We start from the raw sequence: 25,317 nt of genomic DNA, 5'->3' as shown, positions 1-25,317 counted from the left end.
GGCGCGATGCCGGATCTGATAACTGGAGGCAATGGTGGTGGAAGCGGAAGTATCGGCGCTGGCCAAGGCGCAAAGCCTGGCCTTGCAAAACATGCGCGTCGTCATGCGCGCGGCGCAGCGGCATTCGGCGCAGATCGAGAAGCAGTGCGGCGTGTCGGGCGCGCAATTATGGGTGATGCAGGAACTGCTGGAGCGGCCAGGCCTGCGCATGGGCGAACTGGCCGTCAAGATGTCCATCCACCAGACGACGGCCAGCAACCTCGTCGACGCGCTGGTGAAGAAAAGCTATGTGCGCAAGGCGCGCGACCAGCCCGACCAGCGCGTCGTGACCCTGACCCTGACGGCCGAGGGCCAGGCCGTCATCGCCGGCGCGCCGCAGCCGGCGCGGGGCTTGCTGCCCAGCGCGCTGGGCCAGCTCGACGCCGACAGCCTGGCGCACCTGAACCAGGGCTTGAACGCCTTGCTGGCCGTGGTCGCCCCCGACGACCGCAAGGCGGGACTGCAGCCGTTTCCGTTTACGATGTAGCGTCCCGGCTGGCCTGCGGCAGCCGTTGCAGCTGCAGCTGCGCCAGCGCGCCGTACAGCGGCTCGCTGAGCACGCGCGACACCGTGCTGGCCACGACGGCGCAAGCCATCAGGCTCAGCACCATGCCGTGGCCATCGACCATTTCCATGACAATGATGAAGGCCGTCAGCGGCGCCTGCGTGGCGGCGGCCAGGAAACCCACCATGCCCAGCGCGATCAGGGCCGGCGCGTGCGGGTAGTGCAGCAGTTGCGCGATGTCATGCCCGATACCGGCGCCGATGGCCAGCGAGGGGGCGAAGATGCCGGCCGGCACGCCCGACCAGACGGTCAGCCACGTGGCCACGTACTTGAAGGCAACAAAGGCGGGCGTGGCCTCGCTGGCGCCGTCGAGCATGGCGCGCGTGGCCACGGTGCCGCTGCCGAACGTGGCGCCGTGGCTGGCGATGCCGATGGCCGCCACAGCCAGGCCGCAGACGGCGGCGAACAGCACGGGCCGGCTCGTGCGCCAGGCGGACAGCCTGCCCAGCGGGTTGCCGCGGGCGGACGCCAGCAGCAGCCGCGCGAACAGGCCGCCGGCCACGCCCGCCACCAGGGTCACCAGCAAGCCGGGCAGGGCCAGCGCCAGGCCGATGGGGCCAGGATGAATGATGCCGAAATGGGTGGCGTTGCCGTGGATGGAAACGGCCATCATGCCGGCCAGTACGATGCCTGCCACGATCAGGCCGCTGTTGCGCTGCTCCGGCGAGCGCGACAGTTCCTCGATGGCGAACATGACGCCGGCCAGCGGCGTATTGAAGGCGGCCGCGATGCCGGCCGCGCCGCCGGCCACCAGCAGCGAATGGGCGCTCACCTGGGAATGGCGCGGCAGCCAGCGGCGCGCGGCCAGCATCACGCCGGCGGCGATCTGCACGGAAGGCCCTTCGCGCCCCAGCGACAGTCCGCCCAGCAAGCCGCCCGCCGTCAGGCCTATCTTCGCGGCGCTGAGTTTCAGTGACACAAACAGCGAACGCTGCTCCGCTGCCACGGCCGGGTCCAGCGTGGCCATCACTTGCGGAATGCCGGAGCCGGCCGCGCCCATCGCATAGCGGCGCGTCAGCCAGACGAGCAGGGCGGCGCAGGCCGGCGTCCACAGCAGGGCGAACCACCAGGCCTTGCCATTCAAGAACAGGAACAGCTCGAGCGCTTCCTCCGCCAGCCACGTAAAGCCGACGACGACGAGGCCCGCGATGGCGGCCATGCCGACGACGACGGCGCGCGACCACCACAGGCGCGGGTTGGCAAATTCATGCTTGAAGGCAGAGGGGATGTCGTGCAAGTGCTTCATTGCGGCAAGTCCAGGAAGGGGCGCGCAGGGCGTCGGGGAGACCTCCCATTATATAGATGTATTTGTTCAAATGTATTTCGCGTGCCTTATGTGTGGGCAGCAGGCGACAGAATGGCCGCTGCGGCCAGGAAATCGACGAGCGCCCGCACCTTCGGCGCCAGGTGCGGCCCGGATGGCCACAGCAGCCAGCAACTGTGGGCCGGATGGCCGACGATGGCGTACCCGGCCAGCACCTCGGCCAGGCTGCCGTCATCGATGGCGCTGCGCACATAAAAGTCGGGCAGCCACGCGATGCCCAGGCCTTGCCGGGCGAAGTGCAGGCGCGTTTCGACGTTGTTGCAGATCATGGACTGCGGCAAGTCCGGCGCTGCCTCGCCATCGTCCTGACGCAGCTGCCATGGTTCGACCTTGCCGCTGTGGCGGAAGCGGTAGTGCAGACAAGCATGCTGTTGCAGCTCAAGGGGGTGCTGCGGCGTGCCGTGGCGCGCCAGGTAGGCGGGGGAGGCCACCAGGCAGGAGCGGAACTGGCCCAGCTTGCGCGCGGCCAGGCGCGAATCGCGCGGCGCGCCGATGCGGATGACGGCGTCGAAGCCGTCGCCGACGACATCGGCCAGCGCGTCGGAAAAATCCAGCTCAAGCGCGATGGCCGGATAGCGCGCGGCGAAATCGGCCAGCGCGGGCAGGAACAGGCCGCCCAGTTCCGGCAAGCCCAGCCGCAGCCTTCCCTGTGGTGCCAGATTGCCCGTCAGTTCCTCTTGGGCGGCCTGCATTTCCGCCAGGATGGTCTCGCTGCGCGCGAGGAACAGCTTGCCCTCGGCCGTCAGGCTCAGCTGGCGCGTGCTGCGCTGGAACAGGCGCGCGCCCAGCCGGTGTTCGAGGCGGGCCAGGCTCTTGCTGACGGCCGATGGCGAGACGCCGGCCTGGCGCGCGGCGGCAACAAAGCTGCCCGCCTGCGCCAGTTGCACGAACAGGGCCACGCCGGACAGCTTGTCGTTGGGTTCAATCTTCATGATTCATGACAGTTTGGTCAGTAGTGAAACGTATTGAAGCATATTTTTCTTTGTGACGCGATTGCCTACCATGCGGTTTTAATTTGCAGGAGCATGCAATGAAGATGATCGGTTTCAGCAAGGGCAGCGGCGTGGACGACGAGCATGGCCTGTTCGACACGACGGGGGCAATGCCCGTGCCCGGCCCGCGCGACGTGCTGGTGCGCGTGCGCGCCGTCGGCGTCAACCCGCTCGATGTCAAGGTGCGCGCCGGGCTGGTGCCGGTGCCGGACGGCGTCGTCACCCTGGGCTGGGATGCGGCCGGCGTCGTGCATGCGGTGGGCAGCGCCGTGACCCTGTTCGCGCCCGGGCAGGCCGTGTATTACGCGGGCTCGTTCGACCGCGCGGGCGCGAACGCCGCATACCACCTGGTCGACGAGCGCATCGCGGGGCGCATGCCGGCGACCCTGGATTTTGCCCAGGCGGCCGGCGTGCCGCTGGCGGCGCTGACGGCGTGGCAGCTGCTGTTCGAGCGCTTTGCCATCGCGCCTGGCGACAGGCAGCCGCGCGGCAGCCTGCTCGTGCTCGGTGGTGCGGGCGGCGTCGGTTCCATGCTGATCCAGCTGGCGCGCCAGCTGACGGGCCTGACGGTGATCGCCACGGCGTCGCGCGGCGACAGCATGGAGTGGTGCCGCGCCATGGGGGCGCACCACGTGATCGACCACACGCTGCCCTTGCCGGCGCAGGTGGCGGCATTGAACGTGGCGCCGGTCGCGCACGTTGCCGCCCTGTCGCACACGGCACGGCACTGCGCGGCACTGGTGGAACTCATCGCGCCGCACGGCAAGCTGGCCGTCATCGACGACCACGCTATGTTCGATGCGGCGCCGCTGAAGGGCAAGAGCGTGTCGCTGCACTGGGAAATGGTGTTCACGCGGCCCCTGTACGGCACGGCCGACCTGCTGGAGCAGCAGCGCATCCTGCACCGCGTGGCGGGGCTGATCGACGAGGGCGTGCTGCGCCACACCGTGAGGCGGCGCTTCTCGCCCATCGATGCGGCCACCTTGCGCCAGGCCCATGCGCTGCTGGAGCGGGGCGGGCAGGCGGGCAAGGTGGTGCTCAGCGACGAGTAGGGCTCACACGAACAGTTCGTGCCGCGCGCTCTGGCTGATGGCGATGGTGGCCGGGTGGCTCAGGCGCCGCTCCGTGGTGATCGCATACACTTGCTCGACGAGGCTGTCGACCCGGCCCAGCGCCACCACGCCATGCTGTTCGCACACCTGGGGCGCGATCACGGTGGGGGCGAAGAACAGGCCGGCGCCGGACTGGCCGAAGGCCTGCATCATGGCGCTGTCGTCGAACTCGCCGACGATGCGCGGGTGCAGATTGTTTTCGCCGAGCCACTGCAGCAGGCGGCCGTAGATGGCGAAGTCCTCGCCCGGCAGCAGCAGCGGGGCGCGGTTCAGGCACTGGGGAAAGCCGCCTTCCAGGGTGGCGGCCAGGGCCGGCGTGCCGAACACGGTCATGCCGCTTTCGCCAAGCAGGTGATTGAAGCCGCGCACGCTCAGGTGGGACGGCATGGGGCGGTCGGCGATGATCAGGTCCAGCCGGTGCACGGCCAGGTCCGCCAGCAGGCTGGCCAGCCGGCCCTCGCGGCAAATCATGCGCAGCGGCTCGGCCAGGCCCAGCGCCGGTTCGACGAGGCGGCAGGCGATCAGCTTCGACACGGAATCGGCGCAGCCGACGCGGAACGTGGTCGTCGCCGTGCGCGACTGGTCACGCACGATCTCGAGCAATTCATCGCCGGCGCTGAAGATTTCTTCCGCATGGCTGAGGATGCGCCTGCCCGTGTCCGTCAATTCCAGCTTGCGCCCGCTGCGGCGGAACAGTTCCACGCCCAGGCTGTCGGCGAAGTCGCCGAGCTGGCCGGAAATCGACTGCGGCGTCAGGTGCAGCTGCTCGGCCGCGCGGGCGATGCTGCCCGTCTTGGCCACCATCCAGAAGTAACGCAAATGCTTGAAGTTGAGTGCGGACATCGCGGATCCTTGTGTTGATACATCGAATTTTTCGATGTATTCGTAAATTATATTCGATTTGTTCGATGTTTTGATTCGGCATATGATGACTGCTTCATTCATGCAAGGAGAACACCATGTGCTGGAATACAGGCAGAGACTGTAGCGGAGGCCAACGATGAACGGCCTGGAGAGCATTGCCACGGCCCCCATGTGGGCCGGTTTCATCGTCTTCGTGCTGCTGATGCTGGCGCTGGACCTGTTCGTCTTCGGCGGCAACAAGGCGCACAAGGTCGGCGTCAAGGAAGCGGCCACGTGGTCGCTGGTATGGGTCAGCCTGGCCATGCTGTTCAACGGCGGCCTGTGGTGGTATCTGAACGGCACGGCCGGCGCCGAGGTGGCGAACCAGAAGGCGCTGGAATTCTTTTCCGGCTACCTGATCGAGAAAGCGCTGTCCGTCGATAACGTCTTCGTCTTCCTGCTGATCTTCAGCGCCTTCCAGGTGCCGCTCCAGTACCAGCGCCGGGTCCTGATCTACGGCGTGCTGGGCGCCATCGTCATGCGTGCCGTGATGATACTGGCCGGCGCATGGGTGGTGAGCGAGTTCAGCTGGGTGCTGTACCTGTTTGGCGCCTTCCTGTTGATTACCGGCATGCGCATGCTGGTGGCGGCCGATGCCGAGCCGGACGTGGCGAACAACCCGGTGCTGCGCTTTGCCCGCCGCCACTTGCGGGTGGCCGACGGCGACCACGGCGAACGTTTCTTCGTGGCCAAGGGCGGTTTGCGCTATGTCACGCCGCTGTTCCTCGTGCTGATCCTGATCGAGGTGACGGACCTGATCTTCGCCGTCGATTCGATCCCGGCCATCTTTGCCATCACGACGGACCCGTTCATCGTGTTCACGTCGAACCTGTTCGCCATCATGGGCTTGCGGGCCCTGTACTTCCTGCTGGTGGACGTGGCTGACCGCTTCCATATGCTCAAGTATGGCCTGGCGATGGTGCTGGTGTTCATCGGCTCGAAAATGCTGATCATGCCGTGGTACCACGTGCCCGTCGAAGCATCGTTGCTGGTGGTGGCCGTGCTGATCGTCGCCAGCTGCGTGGCCAGCGTGTTCATCAAGCCTGGCGATAAAAAGTAAACCGCAGTACCGCGCGCCCCGCATGGCGGTGGCGCGCCTCTTAACTCACAATGAAAGAATGGAATCATGCGTACGTATTCGGTAAACAGTCCCCAGGCAGCGGGACGCATCCTGGCCCTGATGATGATCGTCGATGGCAACCTCGACAGCTCGGAATTGCAGGCCCTGCACAGCAGCAAGATCCTCGAGCATATCGACCTGGAGCCTGCCGCCTTCCAGCAGCTGCTGCAAGACCTGTGCGACGACATGCTGACCTCGACCGTGCATGGCGCCATCCAGCTGGGCCATGGCGTGATCGACAGCCTGCTGGAAGAAATCAGCGACCCGGACCTGCGCCGCAAGCTGCTGCACGCCATGTGGAAGATCGCCGACGCCGACGACTGGCTGGCCGATGGCGAAGCCGTGCTGCTGTCGCGCGCCGGTGCGGCCTGGTCGGCGGAAACGAACTTCCGCCGCCATGCCGCCTGATGGGTCTTACGCCGTCTTGTGCCCCATGGCAATGACGGCGGCGCCGGCCAGGGCCAGGCCCACGCCGGCGATGTCGGTCCAGGCCGGCGTGATGCCGTCCACCAGCCACAGCCAGCCCAGGGCCGTGGCGATATAGATGGCGCCATACGTGGCGTAGACTCTGCCGCTGGCGGCTGGATGCAGGGTCAGCAGCCACACGAAGATCAGCAGGCTGATGGCGGCCGGCAACAGCAGCCAGGCGCTGCCCTTGTTGCTTAGCCACAGCATGGGCAGGTAGCAGCCCAGCAGTTCCGCCACGGCCGTGACGGTAAACAGGCCGAAGGTGCGGGCCAGGCTGGTCCATTCGATGGCGTCGTTCATGGTATTCCTGTGATGTGGTCAAGCCGTCATTGTAGCTGCCAGGCAATCTGGCAGCCGCTGGCGCGGACGGCGCCGGCACTGCTATGATCGGGTTCGCATCCCGAGGAGACAAAATGACGACGACCCCAGCGCCGCGCGCCTTGCTGCAAGCCATGTTCCATGCCGCCGTCGAGGCGGCGCAGCCGTCGCACTGCGTGCCGCCCCATCTGCCGCCCGTCCCGAAGGGACGCCTGATCGTCATCGGCGCCGGCAAGGCGTCTGCCGCCATGGCCCAGGCCGTCGAGCAGCACTGGCCGGGGCCGCTGTCGGGCCTCGTCGTCACGCGCTACGGCTATGCCGTGCCGTGCGCGCGCATCGACATCGTGGAAGCGTCGCATCCCGTGCCGGATGCGGCCGGCATGGCGGCCGCGCGGCGCATGCTCGATCTGGTGGCCAACTTGCAGCCTGATGACACGGTGCTGTGCCTGATCTCGGGCGGCGGCTCGTCCCTGCTGGCCCTGCCGCTGGACGGCATCACTTTGGCCGACAAGCAAGCCCTGAACCGCGCGCTGCTGGCATCCGGCGCCACCATCGGCGAAATGAATTGCGTGCGCCGCCACTTGTCGGCCATCAAGGGCGGGCGCCTCGCTGCCGCCTGCCACCCGGCGCAAGTCATCACTTTGGCGATTTCGGACGTGCCCGGCGACAAGCTTGGCGATATCGCGTCCGGTCCCACGGTGGGCGACGCCACGAGCTGCGCGGACGCGCTGGCCATCGTGCGCCGCTATGGCCTGGTCTTGCCGGACAGCATACAAGAAGCGCTGGAGAGCGGACGTGGCGAATCCGTGAAACCCGCTGATCCGCGCCTGGCGCGCACGCGAACGACCCTGATCGCCACGCCGCAGCTGGCGCTCGAAGCGGCAGCTAGCGTGGCGCGCGCGGCCGGCGTCACGCCGTATATACTGGGCGACAGCCTGGAAGGCGAGGCGCGCGACGTGGGTACGGTGATGGCCGGCATCGCGCGCCAGACGGCCCTGCGGGGCCAGCCGTTTCCCGCCCCCTGCGTCTTGCTGTCGGGCGGTGAAACGACGGTGACCGTGCGCGGCAACGGCCGCGGCGGGCGCAACGTGGAATTTTTGCTGGCGCTGGGCATCGCGCTGGAAGGGCAGGAGGGAATCCATGCGCTGGCCGGCGACACCGATGGCGTCGACGGCCAGGAAGACATCGCCGGCGCTTATCTCGCCCCCGATACCCTGCGGCGCGCCTGGGCGCTGGGCATCCATCCCCGCGACAGCCTGGACAACAACGATGGCCACGGCTTCTTCCAGGCGCTGGGAGACTCCGTGATCACGGGCCCGACCTTGACGAATGTCAACGATTTCCGGGCCATCCTGATTACCTGATTACTGGAAATTTTCCAGCACAATCTTGCCTTTTGCCGTGTTGCTTTCGAGCAGGGCATGCGCGCGCTTCAGGTTGGCCGCGTTGATGGTGCCGAAGCGCTCGGCCAGGGTGGTCTTGATGACGCCCGCGTCCACCAGCTGCGCCAGTTCCTCGAGCAATTCATGCTGCTGGATCATGTCGGCCGTCTGGAACAGGGAACGGGTAAACATCAGCTCCCAGTGCAGGGACACGCTCTTGCCCTTGAATTTGCGCACGTCGATGTGTTCGGGGTCGTCGATCAGGGCAAAATTGCCTTGGGGCGCGATCAGCTCGACGATCTGCTCGAAGTGCTTGTCGGTCTGGTTCAGGCTGATCACATAGTCGACGGGCGGCAAGCCGAGGCGCGTGATTTCGGCGGCCAGCGGCAGGCTGTGGTCGATCACGTGGTGGGCGCCCAGTTCCCTGACCCAGTCCGCCGTTTCCGGGCGCGACGCCGTGCCGATGATGGTCACGCCCGTCAGCTGCCGCGCCAGCTGCACCAGCACGGAACCGACGCCGCCGGCCGCGCCGATCACCAGCAGCGACTTGCCGCCGAGATTCCTGTCGCGGCTGATCTGCAGGCGGTCGAACAGCAATTCCCAGGCCGTGATCGCCGTCAGCGGCAGGGCGGCGGCGGGGGCGAAATCGAGGCTGGCCGGCATGTGGCCCACGATGCGCTCATCGACCAGCTGGAACTGGCTGTTGCTGCCGGGGCGGTTGATGGCGCCCGCATACCAGACCTTGTCGCCGACCTGGAACAGGGTGACGTCCGGGCCCACGGCCGTGACGACGCCGGCCGCATCCCAGCCCAGCACTTCGGCCTGGCCCTCTTTCGGCTGGCGATTCTTGCGCACCTTGGTGTCGACGGGATTGACGGAAATGGCGTGCACGGCGACGAGCAGGTCGCGGCCCGTGGCGACGGGCGTGGGCAGCTCGATGTCGAGCAGGGCCTCGGCATCCGCGATGGGCAGGCTGTGACGGTAGGCGATGGCTTTCATGGGTGTCCTTGACTAAGAGTGAACAGGGGATGACGTATGATGGTGGCTTTCCCGCCCGAGAAAAAGAGGGCGCGTACCGAAACACTTTCAAAGGAATGCTGAAAATTGCTGCGACTCGATGACTTGCAGGTGTTTGTGCGCACGGCCGACCGGGGCAGCCTGTCGGCCGCCGCGCGCGAGCTCGGCATCTCGCCCGCGCTGGCCAGCGCCGCCGTCAAGCGCCTGGAAGGGGAATTGGGCCTGCGCCTGCTGGCCCGCACGACGCGTTCGCTGAGCCTGACGGCCGAAGGCGCGCAATACCTCGAACATGCGCGGGAAGCCTTGCGCCTGCTGCGCGCGGGCCATGACGCACTGCTGGCCGGCAAGGACAGTTTCGGCGGAACCTTGAAAATTGCCATGCCATCCGATCTCGGCCGCAACCTGATGCTGGGTTGGCTGGATGAGTTCCAGTCGCGCCATCCGAAGCTGCAGTACCAGCTCAGCGTCAGCGACCGGGTGGCCGACATGGTGCGCCAGCAAGTCGATATTGCCTTGCGCTATGGCCAGCAGGACGATTCGACGAGGATCGCCATGCCCATCGCGCCGGCCAACGACCGCGTGCTGGTCGCCTCGCCCGATTACCTGCGCGCGCATGGCCCCCTGCTGGCGCTGGAAGACTTGTCGCAGCACAATTGCCTGTGTTTTGCGCTCGAGGATGGCTTGCACGACCGCTGGACGTTTTACCGCCTGCCGCAGCGCGAGCAGGTGACGGTACAGGTGCGCGGCAACCGCAGCGCCGACGATGCCGACCTGGTGCGCCGCTGGGCCGTGGCGGGCCTCGGCATTGCCTATAAATCGCGGCTGGACCTGTCCGCCGACCTGGCCGCCGGCCGCCTGCAGGTGCTGTTGCCCGAAGTGGCGGGCGAAGCCACGCCCCTGCACCTCGTCTGCATGCACCGGGCGCAGGCGACGCCGCTGGTGCTGCAGTTGCGCGATTTCTTGCGGGAACAGTGCGCAGCCTTGGCATAAATACATGCTTCATTACAACTCGTTGCAAATGGCAATCATGCGCAGGTCAACCTGGGCGTACCCTCATGCATTCTGCTTGACATCGCTTGAAGGATCGCCATGTTCCACCATCGACTGCTGCCAACGACCGTCATTTCCCTGCTCTTGCTGGCCGGCTGCGCCGCGACCGCGCCTGTCGCCCCGCCCGAGCATGCCGCGCAAGGCATCGCCATGCTCGAGCGTGCCAGCTGGGGCGTGAATGCGGGCAGCGTGCGCCAGCTGCAAAAGGAGGGGTGGCCGCGCTACCTGCAGGGACAATTGCATCCAGGCAAGGCCAGCCTGCCGCCCGCCATCCAGGCGCAGATCGACGCCATGAGCATCAGCCAGGTGCCGCTCGACCAACTGGTCATGGCCATGGAGCAGAAGCGCAGGGATGCGGCCGCCGTGCCGGACGACGCGGCGAAGCAGCAGGCGCAAAAGGATTATCAGCAGGAACTGAACCGCCTGGCGCGCGAGGCGGCCACGCGCTCGCTGCTGCTCGACGTGTATTCGACTAACCAGTTGCTGCAGCAGCTGAGCTGGTTCTGGCTCAACCATTTCAGCGTGCACCAGGGCAAGCACAACTTGCGCGCCATGGTCGGCGATTACGAAGCGAACGCCATCGCGCCGCATGCTCTGGGGAAATTCCGCGACTTGCTGGGCGCCACCGTCCACCATCCGGCCATGCTGCGCTATCTGGACAATGAAGCCAATGCCGTCAAGCGCATCAATGAAAATTATGCGCGCGAGCTGATGGAGCTGCATACCCTGGGCGTGAATGGCGGTTACAGCCAGGCCGATGTCCAGGAACTGGCGCGCATCCTGACCGGGGTGGGCGTGAACCTGGGCACGGAGGCGCCGAAAGTGAAGCCGGCGCTGCAATCGCAGTACGTGCGCCGCGGCTTGTTCGAGTTCAATCCGAACCGCCACGATTACGGCGACAAGCAATTCCTGGGGCAAACCGTGAAGGGCAGGGGGCTGGCCGAGCTCGATGAAGCGCTGGACCGCCTGAGCCGCAGCCCCGCCACGGCGCGCTTTATCAGCGGCAAGCTGGCCCAGTATTTCGTCGGCGACAATCCGCCTGACGCGCTGGTGGCGCGCATGGCGGCCACGTTCGAGCACAGCGACGGCATGATCGCCGACGTGCTGCAGACCTTGTTTGCCAGTCCCGAATTCAGGCTGTCGCTGGGAAAGAAATTCAAGGACCCCATGCATTATGTGGTGTCGGCCGTGCGCCTCAGCTATGACGACAAGCCCATCCTGAATGCGGGACCGATGCTGAACTGGCTGTCGCGCATGGGCCAGCCCCTGTACGGGCGCCAGACGCCGGACGGCTATCCGCTGGCCGATGCGTCCTGGGCCAGCCCCGGCCAGATGACGACGCGCTTCGATATCGCCCGCACCATCGGTTCGGGCAGCGCCGGCCTGTTCAAGACGGATGGTCCGCAGCCGCAGGAAAAAGTCGCGTTTCCGCAACTGGCCAGCGCCCTGTATTACCAGTCGCTGCAAGCGACCCTGAGCCCCGCCACGCGCCAGGCCCTGGAACAGGCCGCCTCGCCGCAGGAGTGGAATACTTTCCTCTTGTCCTCGCCAGAGATGATGCACCGTTGAAAACGCCTGCCAAAACCCGCTGCGCGTCGCGACTTGCGGCCTGCGATGCTCACTGCGCCAAAGCACAGCTGCGCTTCCTGGCCACAAGGCACTGCCACTCGCTGCGGTTTTGTTCAGGCGTTAACTACTGAAAGGAGTCGCCATGAACCGTCGTGACCTGTTGAAAGCCCTGGCCGCCGCGCCCCTGCTGTCCCATGCGGGCAGCCTACTGGCCGCGCCCGCCACGGATGCGAAGCTGCTGTTCGTGTTCCTGCGCGGCGGCTATGACGCGAACAACTTGCTGGTGCCGGTCGGCAGCGATTTTTACTATGCGGCGCGGCCGAATATCGCCATCGCGAAGCCTGGCGCGGAAAATGGCGCGCTGCCCCTGAACGGGGACTGGGCCCTGCATCCATCGCTGCGCGAGACCGTCTATCCGCTGTTTCAAGGCGGCGAGGCGGCCTTCATCCCGTTTGCCGGCACGACGGATTTAACGCGCAGCCATTTCGAGACGCAGGATACGATAGAGCTGGGGCAAGAAATCAATCAGCGCCGCGACTTCCGCTCGGGCTTTTTGAACCGGCTGGCGCAAAGTCTGAACGGCGACAAGGCCAGCCATGCCATCGCTTTCACGGACCAGCTGCCGCTGATTTTCCAGGGCGGCGTGCAAGTGCCGAACATGGCGCTGCGCTCCGTGGGCAAGTCCGGCATTGATGCGCGTCAAAGCCAGATCATCGCCGCCATGTACCGGGGCACGCCCTTGCAGCAACCGGTCAGCGCGGGCTTTGTCGTGCGCGACGACGTGACGAAGGAATTGACGGGAGAGATGCAGGCGGCCAACCGCAACGCCATCAGCACCAAGGGTTTTGAGCTCGAAGCGCAGCGCATCGCCCGCTTGATGAAGGACAAATACAACCTCGGCTTCGTCGACGTGGGCGGCTGGGATACGCACGTGGGGCAGGGGGGCGCGAATGGCTACCTGGCGGGGCGCTTCGACGAGCTGGGGCGTGGCCTGGCCGCATTTGCGCAGGAAATGGGCGGCGCCTGGCGCAAGACCGTGGTCGTCGTCGTCAGCGAATTTGGCCGCACCTTCCGCGAAAATGGCAACCGTGGCACGGACCACGGCCACGGCAGCGTGTTCTGGGTGCTGGGCGGCGGCATCAACGGCAGGCAGGTGGCGGGCGAACAAGTGGCCATTTCGCAGGCGACGCTGTTCCAGAACCGCGACATGCCCGTGCTGAACGAATACCGCGCCGTGCTGGGCGGCTTGCTGCGCCGCACCTTCGGCTTGACGCCGGCGCAACTCGAGCACGTGTTTGCCGGCGTCAAGCCGGCGGAGCTGGGACTCGTGTGACTCAGCGAATCTCCGTGTTACGCTACGCCTGCGCAACTGGCGCGTAGCCAAGCCCCGTCACCGTTCCCGGTGCGCGGCACGAATGGAGTGGTATGACCGATACCCAGCGCGATATGCTCAGCGCAGGCTTTTCCCTGGCACTGATCGCCGTGACGGCGTTCGTCATGCAGCGTTTCTTTTTGCCGCTCGTGTGGGCCGGCATCCTGTGCGTGGCCACCTGGCCCCTATACCTGCGCGTGCGCGCGGCGCTGGGGCAGCGCACCATTATCGCGGCCGCGGCGCTGACCCTGGCGTTTGCCTGCATCTTCATCATCCCCGTGCTGTTCGGCGTGGCGCAGGCCGCGCGCGAAGTGCCCGTGCTGGCCAATTTCATCGTCCATGCGAATGCCGACGGCTTGCCCGTGCCGGACTGGGTAGCGCATATTCCGCTGGCCGGCGGCGCCATCGGCGACTGGTGGCAAGCCACCCTGAGCCAGCCGCACGGCCTCAGCCACTTCTTTGCTGGCAGCGCCGTGGGCGGTTTTCATTCCGCGCGCGACATGCTGAAAATCCTCGGCGCGGACGTGTTCCACCGCCTCGTCGACTTTGGCCTGGCCTTCCTGTGCCTGTTTTTCTTTTACAAGGATGGCGAAGCGCTGACGCGCCAGATCACGGCCGTCGGCAGCCATTTCCTGCGTCCTGAACGGTGGGGCCGCTATGCGCAAAAGATTCCCACGGCCATACGCGCCACCGTCAACGGCCTGGTGCTGGTGGGGCTGGCCGAAGGCGTGCTGATCGGCATTGCCTACGCCATCGCCGGCTTGCCGTCGCCGGCCCTGTGGGCGTTCGCCACCGGCATCCTGGCCATCATCCCGTTTGGCGCGCCGCTGGCTTACCTGTGCGCCGCCGCCGTGCTGGTGTTTCAGGGCAATGTGGGCGCCGCCATCGGCGTGGCCGCATGGGGCACCATCGTGCTGTTCGTGGCCGACCATTTCGTGCGGCCTGGCATGATCGGCAACGCTACCCGCTTGCCCTTCCTGGCCGTGCTGTTCGGCATCCTGGGCGGCGTGGAAACCCTGGGCCTCGTGGGCCTGTTCATCGGCCCCGTCGTGATGGTGCTGTTCGTCACCCTGTGGTATGAAGCGAATGTGTTCGGCGAGGCGCCTGCTGGCAGCGCACCTGCCAGCGTACCTGCCAGCGCACTTGCTGATACACCTGCCAGCCCGGCCGCACCGGAACGCACACAGTAATGAGGGGTCGGCCAGCGTTGCCGCTGGCCGGTACCGGGGCGTTCCTGGCGTGGCCGGGCGGGGCTTTCAAAAGGTCGTTGAAAGCCCCGGAATACGCCGAAAAAATCGTGGAGGGCGGCAGCCTGTAGCGGCTAGGAAACGCAGCTGTACTTGCAGACAGCGGGCATCGCAGGCCGCGCATCGCGCCGCGCAGTCGATTTTAAGGCGTATTTAATGCGCTTTAGATAAGATCAACAACCAGCGGCGCATCAGCAGCACTTCAACATAGCCCGGCTCGATGCCCGTACCGCACTCGATCAAGGGATTGACGGTGTAGTAGCGCTTGCGGAAGTCGCGGCAGACGAGGATTTCGCGCTTGCCCATGCGGACGAGGAAAGAGCTTGGGGCGTATTCCAGGCCGAACCGTGAGCCAAAACCGCTATTCAATGTTGCCATGACAATTCCTTTGAGGGAGATGTGTTGAACGAGTCATCAGAATAGCATAACTACTGTATGAATACACAGCTACTGTATGAATAAACAGTATTTTTTTACTGGTGTGGTTTTTTTGATCACCGCGCCTGATTTGAGGAGTAAGCAGTTTGCAAGAGAAAAATGACATGGGCGTGACCACGAAACTGCGCCGCTTCGTCGAGGCCAGACTGTCGCCCGAAGGCGAGCTGGGCCTGCATATGACGGTGGGCGTGGCCCTGATGCTGGTGGCCATCGTGGTCTTCCACGAGATCGCCGAAGCCGTCATGGGCATGCAGCAGATCACGGTGATCGACCTGCACGTGGCGCAATGGTTCAACCAGCACGCGGTGCCGTGGATCACCGCTGGCCTGCTGGTCGTCACGCACCTGCATGGCGTGATCGGCGCCATCACCCTGGCCACCTTGCTGGGCTGGTATCTGTACCGCAAGGGCGCCACCTACTGGCTGTTTACCCTGGTGATTACCATGCCGGGCGTCATGTTTTTGAACCTGCTGCTAAAGTACATTTTTGTCCGCGCGCGGCCCAGCTTTGACGAGCCCCTGCTGCAGACGGCCCTCAGCACGTACAGCTTCCCCAGCGGCCACACGGCGACCTCGACGGCGCTGTACGGCTTGCTGGGCGCCTACCTGATTTGCCAGACGGCGCCGGGTGCGTGGGGCAAGCGCATCGCCATTGCGCTGGGCGCCTTTTTCATGGCGGCGCTGGTGGGTTTCAGCCGCATTTATCTGGGCGCGCATTACCTGAGCGACGTGCTGGCGGCGATGGCGGAAAGCTATGGCTGGCTGGCCATCTGCATCGCCGGCGTGTCGACCCTGCGCCGCCGCCGGCATATCCGGCTCACCAAATAAGGGGAATTGTCCTGTCCAAGATTGCCGTCATCATCAATGCGGGAGCCGGTTGCGGCTACGCGCCCGACTGGGCGCAGCAGCTCGAAGCGAAATTTGCGGCCGTGGGGCTCGATGCCGCCATCACGCTGGCCGCCAGCGGCGCCGAGATGATCGCCACGGCCGGGCAAGCCTTGCGCGATGGCGCGCCTGTCGTCGTGGCCGGCGGAGGCGACGGCACCATCAATGCCGTCGCCTCCGTCGTCACCGGCAGCGGCACGCCGTTCGGCGTCTTGCCGCTGGGGACCTTGAACCATTTTGCCAAGGACTTGAACATTCCCTTGGACCTCGATGCGGCCATCGCCAACGTGGCGCAGGGCGTGCCGCACAAGGTCGACGTGGGCGAGGTCAATGGCCGCATCTTCCTGAACAATTCCAGCCTCGGCCTGTATCCCGACATCGTGCGCGACCGCGAAAAGCAGCAGCGCCGGCTGGGCCGCGGCAAGTGGCTGGCCTTCAGCTGGGCCCTGGTGGCGGCCTTGCGCCGCTATCCGTTTCTCAGCGTGCAATTGAAACTCAACGATGCCGTGCATGCGCGGCGCACGCCCTTCGTCTTCATCGGCAATAATGAATACCTGATGGAAGGCTTGAATATCGGCGAGCGCGAGCGGCTTGATGGCGGGCAGCTGAGCCTGTACGTGGCGCAGCGTCCCGGCCGCCTGGGCTTGCTGAAGCTGGCCTTGCATGCGCTGTTCGGCAAGTTGTCGCAGGCCAAGGATTTTGACGTGCTGACGGCCACCGACCTGGAAATTGCGACCAGGCACAGGCGCCTGCGCGTGGCCACCGATGGCGAGGTGACCATCATGAACACGCCGCTGCATTACCGTATCCGTCCCGCCGCGCTGCAGGTGCTGGTGCCGGCACCCACGCCTGTCACGGCCCCGGCCAGGGAGTAGCCCATGCGCACCCTCGTGCACTTATCGGATTTGCATTTCGGCAGGGTCGATGCGGCCTTGCTGGCGCCCTTGCGCGCGCTGGTCGAGCGCCTGGAACCGGACGTGGTGGTGGTCTCGGGCGACCTGACGCAGCGCGCGCGCAGCGCCCAGTTCCAGGAAGCACGGCAATTTCTCGACAGCTTGCCGGGGCCGCAGATCGTGGTGCCGGGCAACCATGACGTGCCGCTCTACAACGTCTTTTCCCGTTTCCTCACCCCGCTGGTCAAGTACCGGCGCCATGTGACGGACGACTTGACGCCTGAATATATCGACGAGGAAATCGCCGTGCTGGGCATCAACACGGCCCGCTCGCTGACGTTCAAGGATGGCCGCATCAGCCACGAACAGATCGATTTCCTGCGCCGGCGCCTGGGCAGCTTGCCGCCCGGTTTGACGCGCATCATCGTCACGCATCATCCGTTTGACTTGCCCGAGCATTTCGATGACGATGACCTGGTCGACCGCGCGCCGCAGGCGCTGCAGATGTTTTCCGAATGCGGCGTGGATTTATTGCTGGCAGGCCATTTGCATGCCAGCGTGGCGGCCAACACGGCCGAGCGCTACAAGATCGCCGGCTACGCCGCGCTGATGGTGCAGGCGGGCACGGCCACGTCCACGCGGGGCCGCGGCGAATCCAATTCGTTCAATGTGCTGCGCGTGGAAAACAGCTGCATCCGCGTCGAGCGCTACAGCTGGAATGAAGAGCAGGCCGACTTTGAAAAAGTCAGCACGGAGGCGTTCGCGCGCGAGGGCGGCGTGTGGGCCAGCTTGCGGCCGCTGTAGTCAGAATTAATGGGGCAGGCGGCAAGCGGCATCAGGAGTGGCCGGCAAAATGGCCAGAGCTAGGCGCGTTGCCGAAGACCGTGCGAACAGTACGGCGAGGCAATGCAACAACGCCCTGGACTTTTTGATGGCTACGCCGTTATAGCCAGTAGTTCATGAAGCGGGCCGCCCACTCCTTCATGCGGTCGGAGATGGGCCGGGTTTCCCATTTTGCCCTGGTGATCTCTTCCGAGTCGCGCAAGTCTTCCTGGAAGGCGTTTTCCATTTCGCGGCCGAAGCTGTCGCCCAGCACGATCACGTTCAGTTCGCTGTTATGCAGGAAGCTGCGCATGTCGATGTTGGTCGAGCCCACGGTCGACCAGGCGCCGTCGATGACGGCCGTCTTGGCGTGCAGCACGGCCAGTTTCAGATGAAAAATGCGGATGCCGCCGGCCAGCAGCTGGTCGTACAGCGCGTGTCCCGCATGGAACACCAGGCCGCTGTCGGAGACGCCGGGCAGCACCACGGTGACGTCCACGCCCCGCTTGGCGGCCGCGATCAGGGCGTCGACCGTCTGCTGGTCGGGCACGAAATAGGCGGACGTGATGTGGATGGATTTCTTCGCTTCCTGGATGGCCAGGATATACGCCTTGTAGATTTCGAAGCCGCCGTCCGGCTCGCTGGCCACGACGCGCACCAGCTTGTCGCCCACTTCGGACAGGGTGGGGAAGTAATTGGCATCCGGCAAGTCGGCCTGGTCTTGCTGGGCCCAGGTGCGGATGAACAGCCATTGGAAGGCGGCCACGGCCGGGCCTTCCACTTTCACGTGGGTATCGCGCCAGCCCACGTCTTTCTTGTCGGTGGCTTTCGATTTCGAGCGGAACAGCGAGCTCTTGGCATAGGTATCGCTGATATTGATGCCGCCCGTAAATGCCGTCTTGCCGTCGACGATCAGCACCTTGCGGTGGTCGCGGTTGTTGATCTTCCAGTCGTCGCCCTTCAGCTTGGCCGGATTGACGGGGTTGAAGGCCACCAGGTGGATGCCGGCCGCGCGCATGCGGTCGAAAAACGCCTGCGGCACGCCGAGCGTGCCCACGCTGTCGTAGATGACGTTGACCGTCACGCCCGATTGCTGCTTTTCGATCAGCATGTCGGCAAACTTCAGGCCCAGCGGGTCCTGGTCGAAGATATACGTTTCCAGGTTGATGCTGTCCTTCGCTTCGCTGATGGCCTTGAACATGGCGTCCATCGTTTGCGGGCCGTCAAACAGCAGGGTCACCTTGTTGCCCTTGATCAAAGGCACGCCCGTGGCCGCCTCTTCCAGCGCGGCCTGGGTCTTCAAGTCCATGCCGGACCTGGCCCAGCGCTTGTTGAGCAGGGCGGCGCGGCTGTTGACGTTCAGCACGGCGCCCTTGCCCGTGATCACCTTGGGCTTGGCCACCGGTTCCAGCGTGGTATTGAGATTCTTGACATTGGGCAGCGAGGCGCATGCAGCCAGGGTCCAGCACAGCAGGAGGGCGGTGAGGCAGGGTTGCATGCGCCTTGCGGTCATTTTTGAGCCTTGGTCGTGGGTGACAGGTTTGCCGAGTCATCGGCCAATGCCAGGGGCGGCGGGTTTTTCGAGCCGAAGAAGAAGACGATGGGCGCTTTCAGGAATCGCTTGCCGAGGATCTTCAACAATTGCATGCCGTGCTTGAAACGTACCTGGCGCGAACGCAGGGCTACCCACAGGGCCAGGCCGAAGCTGACCAGCAGGTTGGCCGTGCCGATGGCGAAGATGCCCGACAGCGACTTGACGGCCAGTTGCCAGCTCATGTTGTGGTCGAGTCCCACCAGCGCCGTGGCGAAGTTGGCTGCCGAGAAGGTGATGTGGCGGATATCGATCGGCAGGCCGATGAGGAAACCCAGGGTGCCGATGGAGCCGAGCAGGATACCGAAATAGAAGTTACCCATCAGGCCGCCCAGGTTGTTTTCCAGGTACAGGCCCAGCCGCTGCAGCCGTTCCTGGCCGATGACACGGCCCAGGCCGCGCAATTGCGCGATGCGCTGCGCCCAGCGCGTGTACAGCGCCTGGTTGTCGTAGTAGCCCGAAATCAGGCCGGCGACGAACAGGCACACGCCGGCGATCATGGCGTAGAAGATGGCGGGGCTGCCGATGGGGTCGATATCGTGCAGCAGGTGCATGGCCTTTTCCGGTGTCACCAGGTTGTGCCCGGTAATTGCCTTGTAGCCAAGCGCGATCAGCCACGCCGTGGGAATGGCCGTCGCCAGGTTGCCCAGCACGGCCATGTTTTGCGTGCGGAAGACCTTGTTGATCAGTTCCGCCATGCTGTCGAGGTCGATATTGCGCCCATCCTTGCTGTGCAGGCCGGCCGCGATGCGCGAGGCCGTCATGGCCGGCTGCTTGGTGGCCACCGTGAAGTGCAGCAAATGGATGAACATGAAGCCGATCGAGTAATTCATGCTGAACATGAACGCTTCGACCAGCGGCGCCGAGCGCAGGTAGGACATCAGTATCTTGAACAGGGCCATGAAGCCGATGATGATGCCGGCGCCCGCCGAGGAGAGGAACATGGCGCCCATCTCGCGGCGGTTTTCCGCGATGTAGTGCTCGCCCGTGCGGCTGGCGTTTTCCGTCACATTGCGCGCGAGTAAGTTGATATTGTCGGAAAACAGGTCGCTGACCTTGTACTTGTTGTTGTGCGCCTGGATCAGTTCCAGCGCCAGGCCGACGGCGCCCGCGCGGCGGCGGCTGACCGGCTGCGGGTGCAGCAAGTCTTGCGTGGCGTCCACCGTGATGGCGTCGATGTCCACGCTGCTTGACGCCGGCAGTTCGCCGCTCGTGTCGACGAGGAACAGCAGCTTGCGCAGGCGCTCGATGCTTTGCGCCAGCGCCACCAGCAAATACGTGAGGGGAATGCTGGTGCCCTGGTACAGGGCCTTCTTGCGGATCTTGGCGATGACGGCGTCGCACTGGTCGAGCATCACCAGCAGGTGGCGCGCGTCCTCGATGTGTTCGATCTCGCCGTGCAGCAGATTCGTGTAGGCATCGAGGTAGGCGTTCACTTCCGTGTTCTGCACCATGAAGGGCGAATGGAAGACTTCGATTTCGCTGTGGAAGCGCGTCAGCTCCGGCTCCAGGCCCATGGCGCAGACGCGGTAGGACAGGGTGCGGATGGCATCGAGCATGCCGGGCAGCATGATATTGCCGTCGCCGACGGCCAGTTCGATGTCGTCGCTGGTGAGCACGTCGAACAGTTCCAGCCAGTCCGTGGCCGGCACGTTGCTGATCCACAGGTAATCGGTATTCAGGTACAGCACCTGGTCGAGCGCGTCGTTCAGGTATTCGTCGCCGAGGGCGGGCGGCAGCATGCGGTAGGCGATGCGGCGTTTCAATTCTGTGAAGAAACCGCTGTTCGACAGCACGCCGATGTCCGTGTACAGGCTGGCGTGGCGGCGCGCGGCCAGCACGCGCAGCACGTATTCATGCAGGGCGCGGGCCTGGGCGGGGTTGCCTTTGAGTAGCTGGCGCAGGGTGCGCACGTTGGCGATCGCGGTAGCGCTGTCGTGGGGGCGCTTGGGACGCAGAGAGTTAAACAATTCCACCAGCAAGTCGATATTGCTGGAGTTGGGATCAATGCGTTCGAGGATAGCTAGCATGCAGAAAAAACGGGCGAGCCGCTGTCGGTAAAACCAATAGTGTACTGCCTGCGTCAAATCGCGCAACGTTCGCCACCGAACATTGCCTTAAAGCAGGGCCCGCTTCCGTCCTTATTTTGCGACAAAAACGGGAATCATGGTCACTCTTGCGTGTTGTCAGTGCGCGACGGCTTTCCCGGCGCTAAGCTGGGGTTTCTGTTGTACAACGCACAGATTGCTTGCCAAAAAGCGTGGATAAGGTAACACTAGGACGTGACACACAGCGCATGGCCTGATCAATACCGGGAAGTTTCATTTCACGTTACCGAGATATTTATCATGAAGACCTCGTATTTTGCGCTTGCTGTGATAGGGCTGGCACCGTGGCCGTTCTGCGGACAGGCCCAGGCTGCCGACGGCGCCGGCAGTGCGGCATCCAGTAATGTTGTCGTGTACGGCGTACTCGACGCGGGCATCGTGGCCGAGCGCGGCTGCCAGGCCAATTGCGCCAGCACCAAGGTATCGGGCGGCGTCGCTTCCGGCTCGCGCCTGGGCGTGCAGGGCCGCGAAGCGCTGGGCAACGATGTGGCCGCCGTCTACACGCTGGAAACGGGCATTGAAAACGATACGGGGCAGTCTGAAGAGGGCCGCTTGTTCGGCCGCCAGGCCTATGTGGGCCTCGATGGCCGCCTCGGCGCGCTGACCCTGGGACGCCAGTACAACCTGCAATACCAGGCCCTGACCGACGTGGCCGACCCGTTCAAGGGCGGCATGGCCGGCAGCGCCAGCAATCTGGCCGGCTACGGCGTGAAACGCTACGACAATACCGTCAAGTACGTGACGCCCGCCTTGCGCGGCGTGTCGGCCAGCGCCATCTACAGCTTTGGCGAGTCGCCGTACAGCAGCGCCAACAACCGCGCGTATGGCGCCACGCTCGGCTATTCGCACGGCGCCGTGAATCTCAGCGTGTCGCACCAGCGCAAGAAAAACTTCATCCTGGCGGCCGGCACGTCGCCCGCCATCGACATGTCGGCCCGCAATACCCTGATCGCGGCGAATATCGACCTGAAAGTGGCGACGGCCTTTGCCGCCATCGGCATCAACAAGGGCTATGGCAGTTCGCCGTGGGATCCCAGCAATGACTACAGCTCGCTGGCCCTGTCGATGTCGTCCTCGGACAGCCGCGACACCTTGCTCGGCGTGTCCGTGCCCGTGGGCGGCTTCAAGCTGCTGGCGTCCTGGGTGCACAAGGACGACCGCGACCTGGCCAACCGCGACGCCAGCCAGGTGGCCGTCGGCCTCACGTATTCCTTATCCAAACGCAGCGATTTCTACGCGTCCTACGCGAAGATCCACAACAAGAACGGCGCCCGCTACACGGTGGGCAACGCCAGCGACAGCGGACGCGGCGACGCAGCCTTTAATCTGGGCTTCCGTCACGGCTTCTGAGCGGCCGCGCCCGCCAGGCGGCCGCTGCAGGAGGAGGGTGCGCCTTCGATGCGGGCTTCATCACGGTTTCTGAGCGGCGCTGGCCGATGGGGCCGGGCAGCTGGCGCCCAGCCACTTGCCGTTGCTCGTCACATTCACCTGTTCCGGCGCGCCGCGCGCGCTGGTGGTCACGGCAAGCTGCATGCTGAAGGCCTGGTCGCCGCTGAACAGTACCTTGCCTTCGCCGCTCGATTTCGGGTTCGCGCAAGTGAACGCCACCTGCATGCCGCCCGCGATGTCGGTATTCTTCGACTTGCAGTCGCCGGGCTGGCCCGTGGGAATCTGCTTGCGCGCCGCCATCTCCGGCGTCACGCACGCCGTGACGCGCACGGCGCCATCGGCGGCGACGGTGGGCATGGCCATGCCGCGGCTGGCGGCCATGCTTTCGAGCTGTTTGCGCTGATCGGGAGGGAGGTTGCCCAGTTGCTGCAGCACCAACGACATGGCGTTGTCGGTGGCGGCGTCAGGGGACGCCATCTTGCTGTCGACTTGCCACAGCCCCGGCTTGATGGTGGGGGGCTGTGCGCTGGCCTGGGCACCGATGGCGGCGCAGGCGAGCAGGGTCAGGCGTAGCAGGGATAGTTTCATTGCAGGGTCTCCGTATAGGCAGACCCCAGCATACGGCATGGCAAGCGCGGCACGCTTGCCATTGTGTTACAAACTGTGATCGGGCTCGATGCGGCGCACGTCCACGCAGGCGATGCGGCGCTCGTCCGCCTCGACGATTTCATAGCGCAAACCGTCCAGTTCCAGCACTTCGCCCACGGCCGGCATGTTCTCGAAATGCGCCAGCAGGAAGCCGGCCAGCGAGTTGTACTCGCCGTCTTCGCTGACCAGCGATTCCGTCTCGAATACCTGCTCCAGGTAATGCAAGTCCGTCGCGCCGTCGATGCGCCAGTGGCCGGGGCCCAGCACTTCCACGTCGGGCTGCTCGTCCTCGTCGGGGAATTCGCCGGCGATGGCTTCGAGGATGTCGATCGGCGTGAGCACGCCTTGCACGGTGCCGAACTCGTCGACCACCAGCACCAGCTGGCCGCGCGAGCGCTTCAGGGTGTCCATGGCCTTCAGCACGCCGGCCGCTTCCGGCACGACGATGGCTTCGCGCATATTCGCCGGATCGATCTTGCCGCGCGAGACGAGGTCCTCGATGAGGTCCTTGCTGCGCGCGATGCCGACCACATTGTCGAGGTCGTCATTGCAGACGGGAATCATGCTGTGCGGCGTGTCGCGCAGCAGGCGCAGCATCTTGTCGCTGCTGTCGTTCAGGTTGACCCACGACACGTCGCCGCGCGGCGTCATCACGGAGCGGATCGAGCGTTCGGCCAGGGTCAGCACGCCGCTGACCATGTTGCGCTCTTCCACGCCGAAGGCCGAGACGTCCGGCAGTTCCTTGACTTCGTGCTCTTCGACGGCTTCGCGGCCCTTGCGCCCGCCCAGCAGGCTCAGCACGGCTTGCGCCGTACGGTCGCGCAGCGGCGCGTTCGATTGCAGCTTGAGGAAGTTGCGGCGCGCCAGCTGATTGAAGAACTCGATGACAATCGAGAAACCGATAGCGGCGTACAGATAGCCTTTCGGAATGTGGAAGCCCAGGCCTTCGGCCACCAGCGACAGGCCGATCATCAGCAAGAAGCTCAGGCACAGCACGACGACGGTCGGGTGGGCGTTGACGAAACGCGTCAGCACCTTCGAGGCCAGCATCATGACGACGATGGAAATGACGACGGCGGCCATCATCACGTACAGGTTTTCCACCATGCCGACGGCCGTGATGACGGCGTCGAGCGAGAAGACGGCGTCGAGCACGACGATCTGCGCCACCACCAGGCCGAAACCGGCATACACCTTGGGACCCGTCTGCGCGTGCGTGACGCCCTCGAGCCGTTCATGCAGCTCGGTGGTGGCCTTGAACAGCAGGAACAGGCCGCCCACGAGCAGGATCAGGTCGCGCCCCGAGAACGAGAATTGCCAGACAAAAAACAGCGGCGTGGTCAGCGTGACCAGCCAGGAAATCAGCGAGAGCAGGCCCAGGCGCATGACGAGGGCCAGGGTCAGGCCCAGCACGCGCGCCTTGTCGCGCTGGTGCGGCGGCAGTTTCTCGGCCAGGATGGCGATGAAAATCAGGTTGTCGATACCCAGTACGATTTCCAGTACGACCAGCGTCAGCAGGCCGACCCAGATTGTCGGGTCAAATAACCATTCCATGTGTGTAACCTTGTAAAGTCGATCAGTGTAAAGCGTGCCCGGTGGCTAATTGCCCCGGGCGCGTGGGTGCTGCATGCATGTATTCAGTGGCGGACGCGCGGCGGCCGGGTGGCCAGCCGCACGTCCGCTTCGGCAAGTGCGCCCGGTCCCGCTTGCCAAATGATGGCGTAAAACGGCACGGCCTGGCGCGAGCTCGGGTACAGCGTGATGGGGTCGTTGTCGCATTCTTCGGTATCGCAGCTGTCGGCGGGCAGTCCCGCATGGATGCTGGCGTCCGGACAATCGATGCCGAAGGCGGGCGTGGCGGTAGCGCCGGCCGCGATTGCATGCTGGAATGGGGAAGGGCTGGCGTAAGCCATGCTGGCAAACGCCTGGGGTAAAGCGATGAAAACAAAAAGGCAGAGCAGGACGAGAGCTCGTCTCATATACAGGCAGATAGTTCTGGAACGGTCGAGTATAACACGCCCGTATGGCAGCTTGATGACAGGGGCTTGCGCAAGTGACAAGCATGT

Annotated in this window: 24 protein-coding genes; 13 read left to right on the top strand and 11 right to left on the bottom strand. The window is 64.8% G+C overall.

Annotation, left to right across the window (positions count from 1 at the left end):
* Window positions 1-31 precede the first annotated feature (31 nt).
* On the top strand, window positions 32-526 hold the full coding sequence (locus tag YQ44_RS18560) for a MarR family winged helix-turn-helix transcriptional regulator (protein ID WP_071324645.1): 495 nt from the start codon (window positions 32-34) through the stop codon (window positions 524-526).
* Here the strand turns inward: YQ44_RS18560 and YQ44_RS18555 are convergent.
* Window positions 516-1,850, bottom strand: a complete 1,335-nt coding sequence (locus YQ44_RS18555; RefSeq protein WP_071324644.1) for a chloride channel protein — start codon at window positions 1,848-1,850, stop codon at window positions 516-518. The two genes, YQ44_RS18560 and YQ44_RS18555, sit on opposite strands and share 11 nt — an antisense overlap.
* A gap of 86 nt (window positions 1,851-1,936) precedes the next feature.
* Window positions 1,937-2,860: a LysR family transcriptional regulator gene (locus YQ44_RS18550; RefSeq protein ID WP_071324643.1), complete on the bottom strand. Its 924-nt coding sequence runs from the start codon at window positions 2,858-2,860 to the stop codon at window positions 1,937-1,939.
* A 98-nt stretch (window positions 2,861-2,958) separates the two neighbouring features.
* Between YQ44_RS18550 and YQ44_RS18545 the strand changes: the two genes are divergently transcribed.
* Window positions 2,959-3,972 carry a zinc-binding alcohol dehydrogenase family protein gene (locus tag YQ44_RS18545; protein WP_071324642.1) on the top strand — a complete coding sequence of 338 codons (1,014 nt, stop codon included), beginning with the start codon at window positions 2,959-2,961 and terminating at the stop codon, window positions 3,970-3,972.
* Between the two features lie 3 nt (window positions 3,973-3,975).
* Here the strand turns inward: YQ44_RS18545 and nhaR are convergent, their stop codons facing one another.
* Window positions 3,976-4,875 carry a transcriptional activator NhaR gene (gene nhaR / locus YQ44_RS18540; RefSeq protein WP_071324641.1) on the bottom strand — a complete coding sequence of 300 codons (900 nt, stop codon included), beginning with the start codon at window positions 4,873-4,875 and terminating at the stop codon, window positions 3,976-3,978.
* 157 nt (window positions 4,876-5,032) lie between these two features.
* Here nhaR and YQ44_RS18535 point away from each other — a divergent pair, with 157 nt between their 5' ends.
* Entirely contained in the window at window positions 5,033-5,995 is a 963-nt protein-coding gene (locus YQ44_RS18535) for a TerC family protein (RefSeq protein WP_071324640.1), read from the top strand.
* Between the two features lie 66 nt (window positions 5,996-6,061).
* Window positions 6,062-6,463: a tellurite resistance TerB family protein gene (locus tag YQ44_RS18530; RefSeq protein ID WP_071324639.1), complete on the top strand. Its 402-nt coding sequence runs from the start codon at window positions 6,062-6,064 to the stop codon at window positions 6,461-6,463.
* A gap of 6 nt (window positions 6,464-6,469) precedes the next feature.
* Here YQ44_RS18530 and YQ44_RS18525 read toward each other — a convergent pair whose 3' ends face one another.
* Window positions 6,470-6,823 (bottom strand): YnfA family protein, encoded by a 354-nt coding sequence (locus YQ44_RS18525; protein ID WP_071324638.1) that lies wholly within the window; start codon window positions 6,821-6,823, stop codon window positions 6,470-6,472.
* Between the two features lie 113 nt (window positions 6,824-6,936).
* Between YQ44_RS18525 and YQ44_RS18520 the strand changes: the two genes are divergently transcribed.
* Entirely contained in the window at window positions 6,937-8,205 is a 1,269-nt protein-coding gene (locus YQ44_RS18520; RefSeq protein ID WP_071324637.1) for a glycerate kinase type-2 family protein, read from the top strand.
* On the opposite strand, the gene YQ44_RS18515 is transcribed toward YQ44_RS18520, so the two are convergent.
* Complete coding sequence (locus YQ44_RS18515) at window positions 8,206-9,222, bottom strand: zinc-binding alcohol dehydrogenase family protein (protein ID WP_071324636.1); 1,017 nt, start codon at window positions 9,220-9,222, stop codon at window positions 8,206-8,208.
* 105 nt (window positions 9,223-9,327) lie between these two features.
* Here YQ44_RS18515 and YQ44_RS18510 point away from each other — a divergent pair, with 105 nt between their 5' ends.
* The 4 genes from YQ44_RS18510 to YQ44_RS18495 all read left to right on the top strand — a co-directional run bounded on the left by YQ44_RS18510 (window position 9,328) and on the right by YQ44_RS18495 (window position 14,421).
* A complete protein-coding gene (locus YQ44_RS18510; protein WP_071324635.1) occupies window positions 9,328-10,230 on the top strand; it encodes a LysR family transcriptional regulator in 903 nt (300 codons plus the stop codon).
* A 99-nt stretch (window positions 10,231-10,329) separates the two neighbouring features.
* Window positions 10,330-11,859, top strand: a complete 1,530-nt coding sequence (locus tag YQ44_RS18505; protein WP_071324634.1) for a DUF1800 domain-containing protein — start codon at window positions 10,330-10,332, stop codon at window positions 11,857-11,859.
* 142 nt (window positions 11,860-12,001) lie between these two features.
* The gene (locus YQ44_RS18500; RefSeq protein WP_071324633.1) at window positions 12,002-13,192 is read left to right on the top strand and encodes a DUF1501 domain-containing protein; all 1,191 of its coding nucleotides are present in this window, start codon (window positions 12,002-12,004) and stop codon (window positions 13,190-13,192) included.
* Between the two features lie 92 nt (window positions 13,193-13,284).
* The gene (locus YQ44_RS18495; RefSeq protein WP_083411940.1) at window positions 13,285-14,421 is read left to right on the top strand and encodes an AI-2E family transporter; all 1,137 of its coding nucleotides are present in this window, start codon (window positions 13,285-13,287) and stop codon (window positions 14,419-14,421) included.
* Between the two features lie 210 nt (window positions 14,422-14,631).
* On the opposite strand, the gene YQ44_RS18490 is transcribed toward YQ44_RS18495, so the two are convergent.
* Entirely contained in the window at window positions 14,632-14,856 is a 225-nt protein-coding gene (locus YQ44_RS18490) for a hypothetical protein (protein WP_010396348.1), read from the bottom strand.
* A gap of 146 nt (window positions 14,857-15,002) precedes the next feature.
* Here YQ44_RS18490 and YQ44_RS18485 point away from each other — a divergent pair, with 146 nt between their 5' ends.
* The 3 genes from YQ44_RS18485 to YQ44_RS18475 are packed head-to-tail and all read left to right on the top strand — an operon-like array spanning window position 15,003 to window position 17,497.
* A complete protein-coding gene (locus YQ44_RS18485) occupies window positions 15,003-15,743 on the top strand; it encodes a phosphatase PAP2 family protein (protein ID WP_335589228.1) in 741 nt (246 codons plus the stop codon).
* A gap of 5 nt (window positions 15,744-15,748) precedes the next feature.
* Window positions 15,749-16,675, top strand: a complete 927-nt coding sequence (locus tag YQ44_RS18480; protein WP_071326607.1) for a diacylglycerol/lipid kinase family protein — start codon at window positions 15,749-15,751, stop codon at window positions 16,673-16,675.
* Between the two features lie 3 nt (window positions 16,676-16,678).
* On the top strand, window positions 16,679-17,497 hold the full coding sequence (locus YQ44_RS18475; RefSeq protein ID WP_071324632.1) for a metallophosphoesterase family protein: 819 nt from the start codon (window positions 16,679-16,681) through the stop codon (window positions 17,495-17,497).
* A 139-nt stretch (window positions 17,498-17,636) separates the two neighbouring features.
* On the opposite strand, the gene cls is transcribed toward YQ44_RS18475, so the two are convergent.
* Together cls and YQ44_RS18465 are read right to left on the bottom strand one after the other, a co-directional pair.
* A complete protein-coding gene (gene cls, locus YQ44_RS18470; protein ID WP_442905833.1) occupies window positions 17,637-19,013 on the bottom strand; it encodes a cardiolipin synthase in 1,377 nt (458 codons plus the stop codon).
* Between the two features lie 11 nt (window positions 19,014-19,024).
* Window positions 19,025-21,136, bottom strand: coding sequence for a site-specific recombinase (locus YQ44_RS18465; RefSeq protein ID WP_071326606.1), 2,112 nt, complete (start codon window positions 21,134-21,136; stop codon window positions 19,025-19,027).
* A gap of 318 nt (window positions 21,137-21,454) precedes the next feature.
* On the opposite strand from YQ44_RS18465, the gene YQ44_RS18460 reads away from it, so the two are divergent.
* A complete protein-coding gene (locus YQ44_RS18460; protein WP_071324630.1) occupies window positions 21,455-22,564 on the top strand; it encodes a porin in 1,110 nt (369 codons plus the stop codon).
* A gap of 60 nt (window positions 22,565-22,624) precedes the next feature.
* Here the strand turns inward: YQ44_RS18460 and YQ44_RS18455 are convergent, their stop codons facing one another.
* The 3 genes from YQ44_RS18455 to YQ44_RS18445 all read right to left on the bottom strand — a co-directional run bounded on the left by YQ44_RS18455 (window position 22,625) and on the right by YQ44_RS18445 (window position 25,164).
* The gene (locus YQ44_RS18455) at window positions 22,625-23,191 is read right to left on the bottom strand and encodes a DUF3617 domain-containing protein (protein ID WP_071324629.1); all 567 of its coding nucleotides are present in this window, start codon (window positions 23,189-23,191) and stop codon (window positions 22,625-22,627) included.
* A gap of 66 nt (window positions 23,192-23,257) precedes the next feature.
* Window positions 23,258-24,805, bottom strand: coding sequence for a TerC family protein (locus tag YQ44_RS18450; RefSeq protein ID WP_071324628.1), 1,548 nt, complete (start codon window positions 24,803-24,805; stop codon window positions 23,258-23,260).
* An 83-nt stretch (window positions 24,806-24,888) separates the two neighbouring features.
* Window positions 24,889-25,164 carry a hypothetical protein gene (locus YQ44_RS18445; RefSeq protein WP_071324627.1) on the bottom strand — a complete coding sequence of 92 codons (276 nt, stop codon included), beginning with the start codon at window positions 25,162-25,164 and terminating at the stop codon, window positions 24,889-24,891.
* Window positions 25,165-25,317 lie beyond the last annotated feature (153 nt).

Origin of the sequence: Janthinobacterium sp. 1_2014MBL_MicDiv (genome assembly GCF_001865675.1) — a bacterium.
Lineage (GTDB): Bacteria > Pseudomonadota > Gammaproteobacteria > Burkholderiales > Burkholderiaceae_D > Janthinobacterium.
The sequence above is the reverse complement of the archived record's forward strand: the minus strand, read 5'-3'. Positions and strand labels throughout refer to the sequence as shown.

Excerpts from the sequence above, each read along its gene's own strand:
- YQ44_RS18560 (WP_071324645.1), top strand. The coding sequence starts at position 32 with ATGGTGGTGGAAGCGGAAGTATCGGCGCTGGCCAAGGCGCAAAGCCTG.
- YQ44_RS18555 (WP_071324644.1), bottom strand. The coding sequence starts at position 1,850 with ATGAAGCACTTGCACGACATCCCCTCTGCCTTCAAGCATGAATTTGCC.
- YQ44_RS18550 (WP_071324643.1), bottom strand. The coding sequence starts at position 2,860 with ATGAAGATTGAACCCAACGACAAGCTGTCCGGCGTGGCCCTGTTCGTG.
- YQ44_RS18545 (WP_071324642.1), top strand. The coding sequence starts at position 2,959 with ATGAAGATGATCGGTTTCAGCAAGGGCAGCGGCGTGGACGACGAGCAT.
- nhaR (WP_071324641.1), bottom strand. The coding sequence starts at position 4,875 with ATGTCCGCACTCAACTTCAAGCATTTGCGTTACTTCTGGATGGTGGCC.
- YQ44_RS18535 (WP_071324640.1), top strand. The coding sequence starts at position 5,033 with ATGAACGGCCTGGAGAGCATTGCCACGGCCCCCATGTGGGCCGGTTTC.
- YQ44_RS18530 (WP_071324639.1), top strand. The coding sequence starts at position 6,062 with ATGCGTACGTATTCGGTAAACAGTCCCCAGGCAGCGGGACGCATCCTG.
- YQ44_RS18525 (WP_071324638.1), bottom strand. The coding sequence starts at position 6,823 with ATGAACGACGCCATCGAATGGACCAGCCTGGCCCGCACCTTCGGCCTG.
- YQ44_RS18520 (WP_071324637.1), top strand. The coding sequence starts at position 6,937 with ATGACGACGACCCCAGCGCCGCGCGCCTTGCTGCAAGCCATGTTCCAT.
- YQ44_RS18515 (WP_071324636.1), bottom strand. The coding sequence starts at position 9,222 with ATGAAAGCCATCGCCTACCGTCACAGCCTGCCCATCGCGGATGCCGAG.
- YQ44_RS18505 (WP_071324634.1), top strand. The coding sequence starts at position 10,330 with ATGTTCCACCATCGACTGCTGCCAACGACCGTCATTTCCCTGCTCTTG.
- YQ44_RS18500 (WP_071324633.1), top strand. The coding sequence starts at position 12,002 with ATGAACCGTCGTGACCTGTTGAAAGCCCTGGCCGCCGCGCCCCTGCTG.
- YQ44_RS18495 (WP_083411940.1), top strand. The coding sequence starts at position 13,285 with ATGACCGATACCCAGCGCGATATGCTCAGCGCAGGCTTTTCCCTGGCA.
- YQ44_RS18490 (WP_010396348.1), bottom strand. The coding sequence starts at position 14,856 with ATGGCAACATTGAATAGCGGTTTTGGCTCACGGTTCGGCCTGGAATAC.
- YQ44_RS18475 (WP_071324632.1), top strand. The coding sequence starts at position 16,679 with ATGCGCACCCTCGTGCACTTATCGGATTTGCATTTCGGCAGGGTCGAT.
- cls (WP_442905833.1), bottom strand. The coding sequence starts at position 19,013 with ATGCAACCCTGCCTCACCGCCCTCCTGCTGTGCTGGACCCTGGCTGCA.
- YQ44_RS18465 (WP_071326606.1), bottom strand. The coding sequence starts at position 21,136 with ATGCTAGCTATCCTCGAACGCATTGATCCCAACTCCAGCAATATCGAC.
- YQ44_RS18460 (WP_071324630.1), top strand. The coding sequence starts at position 21,455 with ATGAAGACCTCGTATTTTGCGCTTGCTGTGATAGGGCTGGCACCGTGG.
- YQ44_RS18455 (WP_071324629.1), bottom strand. The coding sequence starts at position 23,191 with ATGAAACTATCCCTGCTACGCCTGACCCTGCTCGCCTGCGCCGCCATC.
- YQ44_RS18450 (WP_071324628.1), bottom strand. The coding sequence starts at position 24,805 with ATGGAATGGTTATTTGACCCGACAATCTGGGTCGGCCTGCTGACGCTG.
- YQ44_RS18445 (WP_071324627.1), bottom strand. The coding sequence starts at position 25,164 with ATGGCTTACGCCAGCCCTTCCCCATTCCAGCATGCAATCGCGGCCGGC.